The organism is Sphaerimonospora cavernae, from assembly GCF_042435035.1.
GTDB classification, from domain to species: domain Bacteria; phylum Actinomycetota; class Actinomycetes; order Streptosporangiales; family Streptosporangiaceae; genus Sphaerimonospora; species Sphaerimonospora cavernae.
This window is the reverse complement of sequence record NZ_JBHMQT010000026.1, coordinates 1-13823: the sequence shown is the minus strand read 5'-3', so window position 1 is coordinate 13823 and position 13823 is coordinate 1. Positions and strand designations below refer to the sequence as shown.

The following is a 13823-nucleotide window of genomic DNA, read 5'->3' as shown; positions in this document are numbered from 1 at the left end:
TCCCGGAAAAGAAGGACCAGGCCGCCAACCGGAAGAAGAAGGGCAGCAAGGGCGGCCGGCCCATCAGCCACGACGCTGACCTGTACAAGGAGCGGAACACCGTCGAGCGGCTGATCAACAAGCTGAAGGCCTGGCGAGGCATCGCCACCCGCTACGACAAGACCCCGGCGAGCTACCTCGCCGGCCTCCACCTACGCGCCTCAATGATCTGGATCAAAGACCTCACTCGGACCACCTCTTGATCACAACCAAATACGCGCCCTAGTCGGTGCCGGACTCCATGGCGGCGGCGTCGAGCAGCACGTCGTCGACGGGGATCTCTCCGCCGGAGGCGATCGCCTCGGCTCCGCCCTCGGGCATCGCGCCGATCAGCTTCGTCGAGGCCGCGTCCGCGACGTCGATCAAGGTCTGGTGCGGGCTGCCGACCATGCCGAGCCTGGCGTACTGCTCCAGCTTGGCGCGGGAGTCGGCGATGTCGAGGTTGCGCATGGTCAGTTGGCCGATGCGGTCGACCGGACCGAACGCGGAGTCCTCGGTCCGCTCCATCGAGAGCTTGTCGGGGTGGTAGCTGAACGCCGGTCCGGAGGTGTCCAGGATGGAGTAGTCCTCACCGCGCCGCAGCCGCAGGGTCACCTCTCCGGTGACCGCCATCCCGACCCAGCGCTGCAGCGACTCGCGGATCATCAGCGCCTGCGGGTCCAGCCAGCGGCCTTCGTACAGCAGCCGGCCCAGCCGCCGCCCCTCGGCGTGGTAGATGGCGAGGGTGTCCTCGTTGTGGATCGCGTTGACCAGCCGCTCGTACGCCGTGAACAGCAACGCCATTCCCGGCGCCTCGTAGATGCCCCGGCTCTTGGCCTCGATGACCCGGTTCTCGATCTGGTCGGACATGCCCATGCCGTGCCGGCCGCCGATGGCGTTGGCCTCCAGGACCAGGTCGACGGCGGAGGGGAACTCCTTGCCGTTGATCGCCACCGGCCGTCCCCGCTCGAAGCCGATCGTGACGTCCTCTGCGGCGATCTCGACGGCGGGGTCCCAGAACCGTAGGCCCATGATCGGGTCGACGATCTCGACGCCCGCGTCGAGGTGCTCGAGCGCCTTGGCCTCGTGGGTCGCGCCCCAGATGTTCGCGTCTGTGGAGTAGGCCTTCTCCGTGCTGTCCCGATAGGGCAGGCCGCGGGCGAGCAGCCACTCCGACATCTCCGCGCGACCGCCGAGCTCGCCGACGAACTCGGCGTCCAGCCACGGCTTGTAGATCCGCAGGGAGGGGTTGGCGAGCAGGCCGTAACGGTAGAACCGCTCGATGTCGTTGCCCTTGAAGGTGGAGCCGTCCCCCCAGACCTGCACGCCGTCCTCGAGCATCGCGCGCACCAGCAGGGTGCCCGTGACGGCCCGCCCGAGCGGGGTGGTGTTGAAGTAGACGCGGCCACCGGAGCGGATGTGGAAGGCCCCGCAGGTCAGGGCCGCGAGACCCTCCTCCACGAGGGCCGAGCGGCAGTCGACCAGACGGGCGACTTCCGCGCCGTACGTCGTGGCCCGCCCGGGCACCGAAGCGATATCAGGTTCGTCGTACTGGCCTACGTCGGCGGTGTAGGTGCACGGAACTGCACCCTTCTCGCGCATCCACGCGACCGCAACCGAGGTGTCGAGGCCGCCGGAGAAGGCGATCCCGACACGTTCACCGACAGGCAGGGAGGTGAGCACCTTGGACACGAGTAAAAGTATATACAGACCAGTACATAATCATGCAATGCCGGGGGTGTGCCCCGCAGTTGATTCGGCAGAGACGCGACCAAGTACCGGCAAGTGCCGTCAAGAGCCCGCGGACGTGCCGGCGCACCTGAACTGCCCGCCGGCTCGGGTCGCCTACGGCGGAGAAGCCGACGCGTTGTGCGGGGCTACCAGGCCGGATTCGTAGGCGAGGACGACGAGTTGCGCGCGGTCACGGGCGTGGAGCTTGGTCATGGCCCGGTTGATGTGGGTTTTCGCGGTCAGCGGGCTGATCACCATGTGGTCGGCGATCTGGTCGTTGGACAGGCCCCGCGCGACCAGGGCGACGGCCTCGCGTTCCCGGTTGGTCAGCTCGTCCAGCCCGGTGCCGGCGCCGTTGTGGAGCGGCTGGGTGATGTACCGGTTGATCAGCCTGCGGGTGATCGACGGTGCGAGCAGGGCGTCGCCGCGTGCGGCGACGCGTACGGCGTGCAGGAAGTCCTCCGGCAGGATGTCCTTGACGAGGAATCCGGCCGCGCCGGCGCGCAGCGCGTCGAAGACGTATTCGTCCAGGCCGTAGTTGGTCAGGATGACGACGTGTACCCCGGCCAGGGCCGGGTCGGCGGCGACGCGGCGGGTCATCTCGATGCCGTCGACGACCGGCATCTGGATGTCGATGAGCGCGACGTCGGGCAGGTGCTGTTCGGCCAGAGCCAGGCCCTCCAGCCCGTCGGCGGCCTCGGCCACCACCTCGATGTCGTCTTCGAGGTCGAGGATCGCGCGGAATCCGCTGCGCAGGAGCGGCTGGTCGTCGACCAGCAGGACACGGATCATGACGTCCGTTCTGTGGGAAGTTCGACGCGGACGGTGAAGCCGCCCTCGCCGCGCGGTGCCGCGCGAAGGCGACCGCCGAGGGCGGTGACGCGTTCGCGCATGCCGAGCAGCCCGACGCCGGGCACCGGGGCGGTGCCCGGCGTGGCCCTGCCGTCGTCATCGACGCGTATCGCGAGGGCGCCGGGACGGTAGTCGATCCGGACCGACGCCGTCGTGGCGGCGGCGTGACGGGCGATGTTGGTGAGGGACTCCTGAACGATCCGGTAGACGGTCCGGCCCAGCGCGGCCGGCACGTCATACCGTTGTCCCTCGATCGTCAGCGTCGCGTCCAGGCCGGTCGTCCGCGCCCGTTCCACCAGGTCCGCGACGTGGTCGAGCCCGCGTGGCGGGGTCGTGTCGTCGTCGCGCAGCGCCTCCAGGGTCGCGCGCAGCTCGCGGGTCGCCTCGCGTCCGGCCTCCTGGATCGCCAGCAGGGCTTCCGGCACCCGCTCGCCTCGCTTGCGGGCCACGTGGACGGCGACTTCGGCCTGCACCTTGATGATCGAGATCTGGTGGGTGAGCGAATCGTGCAACTCCCGCGCGATGCGCAGCCGCTCCTCGTCGGCGCGGCGCAGCGCGGTCTCCTCCCGGGTGCGCTCGGCTTCGTCGGCCCGGCGCTCGGCCTGCCGCAGCGCTTCACCGGCGGCGCCGGCCGCGACCAGCCAGGCGATCTCGAGGGCGCCTCGGGCCTGCGCGAATACCTCGCCCGTGTCGTGCAGGCCCGAGGCCAGGGCCGCGAGGGGGAGAAGGGCCAGCATGGTCAGGCTCGCCGCCACCGTCATGGCGCGATGTCCCGCCCGCACGGCCGCGTACACCGCGAACAGGTACGCGACGGCGGGTACGTCGAAACCGATGGCCTGGTAGCCCAGCGCGCACAACCCGGTTACGGCCAGCACGGCGACCGGAGCCCGGCGGCGTGCGGCCAGCGCCAGACCGCCGGTCAGGAACAACGTGTAGCCCAGCGGGTCGAGACCCGTGGGGGAGTGGTGCCCGGACAGCCCGGTGACCAGCAGGGTCGCCGCCACGCCGACGGCGATCGCCCAGTCTGTGACACCCATCTGGACGCCGGACCGCCCTGTGCTCATGCGCGCACCCTAGCCCGTCGTCCGCCCGGGTGACTCCTGCACAGGGATGATCACCGGCCTACCGCACCCGCGGTATCTTCACGGCTCCTGCGGCATCGGCGGCAGCCGGCTACGACATCGGCCGCAGCGCGAATTGCCCGCGTCCGCTGGACGACCGGCGGTGGATCCAGCGGACATGATCAGCTCACGTCCAGTCGTAGGAGGAGCACCTCATGTCCGTCCGTCACCTGCTCGCCGCCGCCGCCGTAGCCGTCCTGCTCGGGTTCGGGCTCGCCACCCCGGCGGCCGCGCACGTCCTGGACCAGCCCGGCGACGTCGGTGCCTACACCCTGACCGCCGGGCGCGTCTGGTCCCTGGCCGCCGCCCTGCCGGCGCTGGTCGGTGTGGCCCTCGGCGGGCTGGCTCTGGCCCGCTCCACCGGCCGCATCGGCACCGGCAACGGGACAAGAGGGGCCGTCGTGGCGCTGGCGGTGGGGCTGGTCGCCATGGTCATCGGCGCGCTGGTCGTGGCCGCCGCCAAAGGTGGTCCCGGCACCGGCTACGGCATTGTCGGGGGCTACCTGGACCTGGCGGTGGGGCTGGTCGCCATGGTCCTCGGCGGGCTGGCTCTGGCCCGCTCCCGCCGCTCCCGCCGCGCCGGCTGACCGAAGGCGAATGAGGCTCCCGCTCGGGTCCGTGGGATCAGCAGCGACGGACAGAGCCGCCGCCGGTCACCGGAAGATGCCCGTGTGGCCGAGGGAGTAGCGGCCCGGCTGCGGATACACGGCCAGCCCGTGCGGCCCGGCGCCGACGCGGATGGTGCGGATGACCTTGCCGGTCCGGGTGTCGAAGACGTAGACGACGCCGTGGTAGCGGCCGCTGAGCCACAGCTTCGTGCCGTCGGCCGACACGCCGCCCATGTCCGGAGAGCCGCCGCCCGGGATCCGCCAGACGTCCATCACCTTCCGCTTCGCGAACGACACGACCGACACCGACCCCTCGCCCCGGTTCGACACGTACAGGAGGCGCGAGTCGCGGCTGACGTAGAGGCCGTGCGCGCCCCGCCCGGTCGGCAGGAACCGGATGACCTTGTACGTGGCCGCGTCCACGAGCCACACCCCGTGCCGGGCCATGTCGGCCACGTAGAAGACGGTGCCGTCGGGCGACAGCTTCACATCCTGCGGCATGCTCGTGCCGCCCAGGGTGATGCGGCGGATCACCCTGGGCGTACGCCAGTCGAGCACGACCAGGTGGCCGCTGAACTCGCAGCTCGCCAGGAAGACCGAGGTGTCGGCCGTGAAGTCGCCGTGGTTGATGCCCCGGCAGGGCATCGACAGCGAGTGCAGCAGCCGCATGCTGTGCGGGTCACGCAGGTCGAGCTGGTTGTTCCGCTCCGCCATGACCAGGGCGTACTTCCCGTCCGGGGAGAAGTACAGGTTGTACGGATCCTCCACGGGCACCGGGCGGCCCGGTTCGCCGGTCCGGGGGTCGATGGGAGTCAGGAAGTTGCCCCGGTTGTTGTTCACCCACAGCGTTTTGAGGTCCCAGGACGGCACGACATGCTGGGGCAGCGCCCCGACCCGGAAGTGCCGCACGATCCGGTACGTCTCCGGGTCGATGACGTCGACCGTGCCGCTCTCGCTGTTGGGCACGTACACGAGGGAACGGAAGCCCTTGACGACGGGGCTGAGCATTCCGGGCCGGTCGGCGGCGTAGACGTCGACCGGCTCCCGGGCCTCCGCCTGGTGCGGCCCGGCGGCGCCGGGCGCCAATGGCGGGGCCGCCGCGGGCGGGGCGCTCGTCGCTCGCGACGGCGTGGCCGGCGACGGTGCTGCCGACGACGATGCGGCCCGCGGCACGGGCGGCTGCGCGGCACAGCCGCCGAGGACGAATCCTTCCAGGATCATGAGGACCACGGACACGGCCCCGGCTCCACGCGCTCGTCTCACGCCTGCCCCTTGAGTCATGGCGGGCGAAGCTTCGGCCGCCCCCGGTCACCCGACGACCGGCCGCGGGTCCGCGGGAGCGGTACGGCGCGGCGGGTCGAGGAGACGCTAAAGCCCGCCGGATGCGGCCTGAAGGCGCTTTACCTGCTCTTGCCCGCCTCCTTTCGCGTCGCCGACCCCGGAGCGCGAGGAGCTGGAGGACGCGTGGGAGCACGATGCGTCAGAGGAAGGACATGGGAGGGCCCTCCGCGCGGGTACGCTCCGTCGCCCGGACCGCCAGGGCGGGAAAGGGACGGCTCAGGGCGGCCGAGATGGCGTGTGCGGTCCGCCTGACCAGGTCCGCGACCTCCGCCGACACGGCGCGGGGCGAGGCGCCCGCCACGCTGACCGCCATGACGACCCTGCCGTCCGGGCCGAAAACGGGGGCGGCGGCGCAGACGATGCCCTCGGCGAACTCCTCCTTCGAATAGGCGACGCCGCGCCGCCGGACCACGTGGAGCTCCCGGTCGAGTGCGGCGTGCCCGATGAGCGTGCGGCGGGTCATCCGCGGCAGGTCGCCGCGATCTCTGAAGGCCGCGTTGAGCTCATGATCGAACGCGAGCATTACCTTGCCGCCCGCGGTGCAGTGCAACGGTGCGCGGTCGACCTCGTCGGAGGGCGTGCTCACCCGGCCGTGCCCGTACACCCGCTCGGCATAGACGATCTCCGTTCCCCGGGGGACGGCCAGGTTGACGGTCTGCCGGGTCGCCTCGTAGAGACGGATCAGGTGCGGCAGGACCATGCGCCGCGTGCCGGGGATCACCCTCGGCCCCGGCCCCGCCAGGTTGATCAGTTTCTGGCCGATGGCGTAGTCGGAGTCGATCCGCTGCGCGAGCCCGGTGGCGCACAGCACACCGAGCAGGCGATGCGTGGTCGTCTTGGGCAGACCGGTCCTCCTGGACAGCTCCGCCAGTCCCACCGGACCGGCGGCCGCGCTCAAATAGGTGAGAATCGCCGTCGCCTTCTCCAGACTGCCGGTCGACGGCGGTGGTGGAAACGGCGCGGGGTGATATGAAGTTTTTTCCTGATGGGTGATGGCTCTCGGCATTCTGTCCTGTTCGCCTAACGGATGGGTCGGGGCACGCTCCGGCTCGCGGCATCGGAGTGCATGATTACCCAGCGACATGCATGGCCACACTCCGCCTCCGCGTTCCGCTCTCCGGAACGACTTCTTTAACGGGTCGTGACCAAAAGATAGCGTCCTGTCATCGGGCTTCCTTGAGGGGGACTGGCGATGACGGTGGAGACCGGCCAGGCGTCGATCGGTCACACGACCGACGAGCGGGCGGGGGACCAGAGGGCGGGAGACGCGGTACGGAAGTCGCCGCAGGACGACATGCCGGACGAGGCGGCCGAGCGGGTGAGGACGCTGGTCGACCGGCGGCTCACGCTGTTCCTCGACGAACACTCGGCTCCGGTCGCCGATCCAGAGGTGGCGACGGCCTACCGCTTCCTGCGGACCTTCATCCTCGGCGGCGGCAAGCGGGTCCGCCCGCTGCTGTGCTACTGGGGCTGGCGGGGGGCGGGCGGCGGCGACCACGAGCAGATCATCACGGTGGGGGCGGCCCTCGAGCTCTGCCACTCGGGCCTGCTCATCCATGACGACATCATGGACGGCAGCGAGTTGCGCCGGGGCCGTCCCGCCCTGCACCGCAGCCTCGCCGGTCTGCGCCCGGCCCCAGACCGTGACCCACATCCGGACCTACACCGGGATTCTCACAGGGGAGCCGATGTGTCCGGGGAGCCGGCGGGCCCCTCGTTCGGGCAGGCGGCGGCGATCCTGCTGGGCACGCTCACACTCGCCTGGTCCGACGAGCTGCTGTCCGGCTGCGGGGCCGAGCCGTCGCGCCTGCGCGCCGCCCACGCCCTGTTCGACCGGCTGCGGACCGAGGTGATCGCCGGTCAGTACCTGGACATCCTCGCCCAGTCGCGCGGTCCGGCGACGGTGGAGGAGGCGCTCACGGTGGTGCGGTACAAAACGGCGAAATACACCGTGGAGCGACCGTTGCAGATCGGCGGGGCCCTCGCGGGGGCGGCCCCGTCCCTGCTCGATCTCTACTCCCGGTTCGGGCTGCCCCTGGGCGAAGCCTTCCAACTGCGCGACGACGTACTCGGAATGTTCGGCGACCCGGCCGAGACCGGCAAGCCGGTGCTCGACGACCTCAGAGAGGGAAAGCACACCATTCTCATGGCACACGCCCGTCAACGGGCCTCCGGCAGCGACGCGCTCCACTTGTCGACCTGGCACGGTAACCCGCAGCTGACCGAGGAACGCGCCGCGGAACTACGACAGATCGTGATCGACACGGGTGCGCTGGCCCACGTCGAGACGATGATCGGCGAGCGGGCCGGCGAGGCGCTGCGCGTGCTCGCCGCCGCGCCGATCGAGCCGTACGTCAAGGAGGGGCTGGCCGCCCTGACCGACAGGCTCGTCCACCGCTCCCGATAACCGATCCCCGCGCATCGGCGCGGATTCCCTCGAATCCACCCCACGTGATCGCATGGCACGTCAACGCAGAGGAGTGCAGGTCATGACGGAGACGACCACCTCGAACGGGCAGCCGCAGCTGAGCCTCGGCACCGCCGCCGCGCGGAACCTGGCGACGACCACCAAGTCGGTGCCCCAGATGCAGGAGATCACTTCGCGGCACCTGCTGCGCGTGCTCCCCTGGGTCCAGGTGCTGGGCGGCACCTACCGGGTCAACCGGCGGCTCAGCTACACACTGGGGGACGGGCGGATCACGTTCGTCTCCACGGGAGCGGACATCGACGTCATCCCCGCCGAGCTGTGCGAGCTGCCCGCGCTGCGCGATTTCGACGACACCGACACGCTGGCGGCGCTGGCCGGGAGGTTCACCCAGCGGGAGTTCGAGCCGGGCGACGTGCTCGCGGCCGCGGGGATGCCCACCGACCGGGTGATCCTGATCGCGCACGGCAAGGTCAACAAGATCGAGCCCGGTCCGTACGGCGCCGACACGGTGACCGAGGTCCTGGGCGGCGGCGACCACCTCGGCGGCCGGATGTTGACCGAGGACGGGCCCGACTGGGCCTTCACCGCGAAGGCCGTCACCGGGTGCACGGCGCTGGTCCTCACCCGGCAGGCCTTCCAGGAGATCCTCGCCCAGTCGGCCGAGCTGCGGGCGCATCTGGAGGACCGGCGGCGGAACGGCCCGGATCGCACGGTCAACGTCCACGGCGAGGCGGCGATCGAGCTGGCGGCCGGGCACGCGGGGGAGGTGGCGCTGCCCGGGACGTTCGTGGACTACGAGCTGGAGCCCCGGGAGTATGAGCTGAGCGTGGCGCAGACGGTGTTGCGGGTGCACACGCGGGTGGCGGATCTGTACAACGAGCCGATGAACCAGACCGAGCAGCAGTTGCGGCTGACGATCGAGGCGCTGCGTGAGCGGCAGGAGCACGAGCTGGTCAACAACCGTGAGTTCGGCCTGCTGCGGGGCGCCGACCCGGGCCAGCGCATCCACACCCGCTCCGGCCCGCCGACTCCGGACGACATGGACGCGCTGCTCGCCAAGGTGTGGAAGGAGCCGAGCCACATCCTGGCGCATCCGAAGGCGATCTCCGCGTTCGCCCGGGAGTGCAACAGCCGCGGCCTCTACCCCCAGACGATCGACTACCACGGAAACCGGGTCCCGGCCTGGCGCGGTGTGCCGATCCTGCCCTGCAACAAGATCCCGGTCAGCGACCGCGGACTGAGCTCGATCATGGCGATGCGGACCGGCGAGGCCGAGCAGGGCGTCATCGGCCTGCACCGCACCGGGCTGCCCGATGAGTACCAGCCGGGCGTGTCGGTCCGGTTCATGGGGATCAACGACAAGGCGATCATCTCGTACCTGGTGACGATCTACTACTCGGCCGCGGTGCTGGTGCCGGACGCCCTGGGCGTCATGGAGAGCGTCGAGCTCGGCTAGTGGAACCCGGTGAGGAGGACGAGCCGAAAGACCGATGATGCGACCCTTCGAACTACCCGACTTCTACGTGCCGCATCCGGCCAGGATCAATCCCCATCTGGAGGGCGCGCGCAGCCACACGAAGGCCTGGGCATGGGACATGGGCATGCTCGACCCCGGCCTGGGCGTCTGGGACGAGCGGCTTCTCGACGCCATGGACTACGGGCTCATGTGCGCCTACACCCACCCCGACGCCACCGCGCCCGAGCTTGACCTGATCACCGACTGGTACGTGTGGGTGTTCTTCTTCGACGACCACTTTCTCGAGATCTTCAAACGCGGCCGGGACATGGCCGGCGCCAAGGAGTACCTGGGCCGGCTCCCGTCCTTCATGCCCGTGCGGTACGGGGACCCGGGCACGGCGGTTCCGCCCGAGCCGGCCAATCCGGTCGAGCGGGGCCTGGCCGACCTGTGGGCCCGTACGGTGCCGGGCATGTCCATGGACTGGCGGGTCAGGTTCGCCGAGAGCACCGAGCACCTGCTGAACGAGTCCCTGTGGGAGCTGTCGAACATCGACGCCGGCCGCGTCGCCAACCCCATGGAGTACATCGAGATGCGGCGGCGGGTCGGCGGCGCCCCCTGGTCGGCGAACCTCGTGGAGCACGCCGTCGGGGCCGAGATCCCCGCACGTGTCGCCGGGGCCCGGCCGCTGCTGGTGCTCAGGGACGCCTTCGCCGACGCGGTCCACCTGCGCAACGACCTCTTCTCCTACCAGCGCGAGGTCGAGGAGGAGGGCGAGCTCAGCAACGGCGTGCTGGTCTTCGAGAGGTTCCTCGGCATGTCCGCGCAGGAGGCGGCCGACGCGGTCAACGACCTGCTCACCTCGCGACTGCACCAGTTCGAGAACACGGCGCTCACCGAGCTGCCGCCGCTCTTCGAGGAACACGCACTCGACCCGGGAGAGCGCCTGGCCGTTCTCGCGTACGTGAAAGGACTGCAGGACTGGCAGTCCGGCGGCCATGAGTGGCACATGCGCTCCAGCCGCTACATGAACGGCTCCGGCAACGGCACGGACGGCCCGGCCGACTCTCGCGCCCGGGAACAGGTGCTGGGTGGACCCACGGGGCTCGGCACCTCGTCAACGAACGTACGGCTCGCCGCCGGGTGGTACGCCCCGCGCCTCCTGGAACCGGGTCTCCTGGGGCCGGGCCTCCTGGGACCGGGCGGGATCAGGAGCTTCACGCATGTGCCGTACCAGCCGGCCGAGCCGCTCGCGCGCCCCCGGATCTTCCCGTCCGAGATGCGGCTCAACCCACACCTGGACCGGGCACGCCGGGAGAGCCTGGAGTGGTCCGGACGGATGGGGTTCTACGACCCGGCCCCGCGGGTGCCCGGGCCCGGCCTGTGGACGGCGCGCAAGAACGAGGGGTTCGACTTCGCGCTCTGCGCGGCCGCGATCGACCCGGAGATCTCCGCGGAGCGGTTGACGTTGTCGGCGGAGTGGCTCACCTGGGGGACGTACGGCGACGACTACTTTCCCGTCGCCTTCGGCCCGTCGCCCCGGGCGTTGGGCGACATGACCGGGGCCAGGGCGTTCCACGAACGGCTGCGGACGTTCATGCCGCTGGAACCCGGGGAGGCCACGCCGCCGGATCCGGCCAATCCGGTGGAACGCGCACTCGGGGACCTGTGGGCACGTACGGCACGGGCCATGCCGATGGACGGCCGGCGGTCGTTCCGGGCGGCGGTAGAGAGCATGACAGAGAGCTGGCTGTGGGAGCTGGCCAACCACATGCAGAACCGCATCCCCGATCCGGTCGACTACATGGAGATGCGCCGCAGGACCTTCGGGAGCGATCTCACCAGGGCGCTGACGCGGCTCTCCCACGGGCTGCGGCTTCCCGAGGAGATCTATCGGAGCCGCACGTTCCTCGGGCTGGAGAACGCCGCGGCGGACGTCGCCTGCCTGGTCAACGACGTCTTCTCGTACCAGAAGGAGGTCCAGTTCGAGGGCGAGCTGCACAACTGCGTCCTGGTCGCGCGGAGCTTCTTCGACTGCGACGTGCGCCGGGCGGAGGGCATCGTCCTCGACCTGATGGAGTCGCGGCTGCGGCAGTTCGAGCACCTGGCCGCGGTCGAGCTGCCCGTGCTGTTCGACGACCACGGTCTCGGTCCGGCGGACCGGGAGGCGCTGACCGGCTATGTGACGGGCATGCGGACCTGGATGGCCGCCGTCCACCTGTGGCACGACCGGACCCGGCGGTACGACGAGTCGGAGCTGGCCTGTCCGCCGGGACGGGGACCGATGCCGGGCGGCCGCAATGGGCCGGGCGGCCTCGGCGGGCTGGGCATGGCCGCCGCGCGGATCGTTCCGTCGCCGGTCACGGACGCGATGCGAAGGATGGTGAACGATGACGTCATCCGAAGCCGGTGATTTCCCGCCGGGCCGTACCGAGCCGGGCTTCATGGAGGACGGACGGACGAGCCTGGACACCGCGGCGGCGCGGAAGCTGGCGACGACCGCCAAGTCACCGCCGCGGACCCAGGAGATCACCTCACGCCATCTGATCCGGGTGCTGCCGTGGGTGGAGGCGACCGGCGGCGTCTACCGGCTGAACCGGCGCCGCACCTATGGCCGTCCCCTCCCCAGCCGGCTCGGTCACGGCCGATCCGGGCCGCGGGTGAACCGGTACGGCGAGGCGGCGATCGAGCTGGCGGCCGGGCACGCGGGGGAGGTGGCGCTGCCCGGGACGTTCGTGGACTACGAGCTGGAGCCCCGGGAGTATGAGCTGAGCGTGGCGCAGACGGTGTTGCGGGTGCACACGCGGGTGGCGGATCTGTACAACGAGCCGATGAACCAGACCGAGCAACAGCTGCGGCTGACGATCGAGGCGCTGCGTGAGCGGCAGGAGCACGAGCTGGTCAACAACCGTGAGTTCGGCCTGCTGCACAACGCCGATCCCCGCCAGCGCATCAGGACCCGCACCGGCACCGGACCACCGACGCCGGACGACCTCGACGAACTGCTCTGCCGGCGCAGGAAGTCCCGCTGCTTTCTGGCCCATCCCCGGGCGATCGCCGCGTTCGCCCGGGAGTGCAACAGCAGAGGTGTCTATCCCGACTCGGTGCGGGCGGGGACGGCCACCGTCATCGCGTGGCGCGGCGTGCCGATCCTGCCGTGCGACAAGATCCCGGTCAGCGACCGGGGGCTGAGCTCGATCCTCGTCATGCGGCTGGGGGAGGACGACCAGGGCGTCATCGGCCTGCACCGCACCGGGCTGCCGGACGAGTGCCAGCCGGGCGTGTCCGTCCGGCTCGCCGGCGTCGACGACAGGGCGATCGCGTCCTACCTCGTCACCGCCTATTATTCGGCGGCGGTCCTGGTGCCCGACGCCCTCGGCGTCCTCGACGGAGTCGACGTCATTTAAGTCGTGTTTCACGTCATTTCCTGCTGCGTGTGGCCCAGATGGCGCACGCCGCGGAGCTTTCTCGCAGGATCGGAACTTCCGCGGGGCCCGGACGCGGCGTCGGCGCCGCCCTACCCGCGGAAGTTCACAGGTAGACTTCAGCTAAGAGTTCCTCCCCCGCATCGCGATGCGTCCTTCTGGATCCACGCTCGTGACGGACGGCATTTTTGCAAAACTCCCTGGCCGAGTGCCCCGTCCGGGGCCTCGCCCAAAGGTGATCGTGGCTTTTCATAGCGTCCGATCCATACCAGATACCTGATATCAAGCGCCGGATATCGCCACTGGTGGGGGTTTTTCTGGGATTGAACCATATTTCTGAGCTATAGAAATTTGGAGGGTGTTCTGTAGGTGCTCTTGGTGAAAGTTTGGGGATCGGCCCGTTTTTTCGGGCTTCTTCACCCCCCATGCAGAGGAGTCACCAAGAGTGAATCCGACAATGAGGTCGGGTGCCGTCGCGGTGCTGGCGGCGGTCGCCCTGACCACGACTTCGCTGACGGCGGCCACCGCCGCCTCGGCTTCCGGCACACAGGCTTTCAACACACAGGCTTCCAACACACAGGCCTCCGCCCCCACACCGCCGCCGGCGTTCTCGCCGCCGAACGCCCAGCAGAGCAAGAGTGCCATCGCCAGCGCCGACAAGGCCCTCGCCGGGGACACGGCGGCGCTGTACAAGTCGGCCGATGACGAGTTCAAGCTGGTACGGAGCATCGCCGGCACCCGCGGCCTGCAGTACCTGAGCTACCAGCGCAGCTACCGCGGGCTGCCCGTCTACGGCGGCGACGTGATCGTGGCCACCGACAAGACCGGCCAGAGCGTCGACAC

Annotated in this window: 10 protein-coding genes and 2 pseudogenes; 7 read left to right on the top strand and 5 right to left on the bottom strand. The window is 70.1% G+C overall.

Features of this window, described 5'->3' with window-relative positions; genetic code table 11:
• A pseudogene (locus ACFHYQ_RS13025) lies at positions 1 to 242 on the top strand (IS5/IS1182 family transposase); the annotation flags it as partial.
• A 19-nt stretch (positions 243 to 261) separates the two neighbouring features.
• Here the strand turns inward: ACFHYQ_RS13025 and argG are convergent.
• The 3 genes from argG to ACFHYQ_RS13010 form a co-directional block, all read right to left on the bottom strand.
• The gene (gene argG / locus ACFHYQ_RS13020; protein ID WP_394301381.1) at positions 262 to 1710 is read right to left on the bottom strand and encodes an argininosuccinate synthase; all 1449 of its coding nucleotides are present in this window, start codon (positions 1708 to 1710) and stop codon (positions 262 to 264) included.
• Between the two features lie 153 nt (positions 1711 to 1863).
• A complete protein-coding gene (locus tag ACFHYQ_RS13015) occupies positions 1864 to 2541 on the bottom strand; it encodes a response regulator (RefSeq protein ID WP_394301380.1) in 678 nt (225 codons plus the stop codon).
• Positions 2538 to 3665: a sensor histidine kinase gene (locus tag ACFHYQ_RS13010; RefSeq protein ID WP_394301379.1), complete on the bottom strand. Its 1128-nt coding sequence runs from the start codon at positions 3663 to 3665 to the stop codon at positions 2538 to 2540. Before ACFHYQ_RS13010 ends, ACFHYQ_RS13015 begins: the two co-directional genes overlap by 4 nt.
• A 212-nt stretch (positions 3666 to 3877) precedes the next feature.
• On the opposite strand from ACFHYQ_RS13010, the gene ACFHYQ_RS13005 reads away from it, so the two are divergent.
• Positions 3878 to 4309, top strand: a complete 432-nt coding sequence (locus ACFHYQ_RS13005; protein ID WP_394301378.1) for a DUF6223 family protein — start codon at positions 3878 to 3880, stop codon at positions 4307 to 4309.
• A gap of 66 nt (positions 4310 to 4375) precedes the next feature.
• Here the strand turns inward: ACFHYQ_RS13005 and ACFHYQ_RS13000 are convergent, their stop codons facing one another.
• Both ACFHYQ_RS13000 and ACFHYQ_RS12995 read right to left on the bottom strand, forming a co-directional pair.
• A complete protein-coding gene (locus tag ACFHYQ_RS13000) occupies positions 4376 to 5566 on the bottom strand; it encodes a YncE family protein (protein ID WP_394301377.1) in 1191 nt (396 codons plus the stop codon).
• A 244-nt stretch (positions 5567 to 5810) separates the two neighbouring features.
• Positions 5811 to 6677: an IclR family transcriptional regulator gene (locus tag ACFHYQ_RS12995; RefSeq protein WP_394301376.1), complete on the bottom strand. Its 867-nt coding sequence runs from the start codon at positions 6675 to 6677 to the stop codon at positions 5811 to 5813.
• 186 nt (positions 6678 to 6863) lie between these two features.
• Between ACFHYQ_RS12995 and ACFHYQ_RS12990 the strand changes: the two genes are divergently transcribed.
• The 5 genes and pseudogenes from ACFHYQ_RS12990 to ACFHYQ_RS12970 form a co-directional block, all read left to right on the top strand.
• The gene (locus tag ACFHYQ_RS12990) at positions 6864 to 8078 is read left to right on the top strand and encodes a polyprenyl synthetase family protein (protein WP_394301375.1); all 1215 of its coding nucleotides are present in this window, start codon (positions 6864 to 6866) and stop codon (positions 8076 to 8078) included.
• A gap of 82 nt (positions 8079 to 8160) precedes the next feature.
• Positions 8161 to 9555 (top strand): family 2B encapsulin nanocompartment shell protein, encoded by a 1395-nt coding sequence (locus tag ACFHYQ_RS12985; protein ID WP_394301374.1) that lies wholly within the window; start codon positions 8161 to 8163, stop codon positions 9553 to 9555.
• Between the two features lie 37 nt (positions 9556 to 9592).
• Positions 9593 to 11968, top strand: a complete 2376-nt coding sequence (locus tag ACFHYQ_RS12980) for a terpene synthase family protein (protein WP_446746296.1) — start codon at positions 9593 to 9595, stop codon at positions 11966 to 11968.
• Complete coding sequence (locus tag ACFHYQ_RS12975; protein ID WP_394301372.1) at positions 11946 to 12962, top strand: family 2B encapsulin nanocompartment shell protein; 1017 nt, start codon at positions 11946 to 11948, stop codon at positions 12960 to 12962. The genes ACFHYQ_RS12980 and ACFHYQ_RS12975 overlap by 23 nt, the downstream gene beginning before the upstream one ends.
• 463 nt (positions 12963 to 13425) lie before the next feature.
• A pseudogene (locus ACFHYQ_RS12970) lies at positions 13426 to 13823 on the top strand (peptidase M28); the annotation flags it as partial.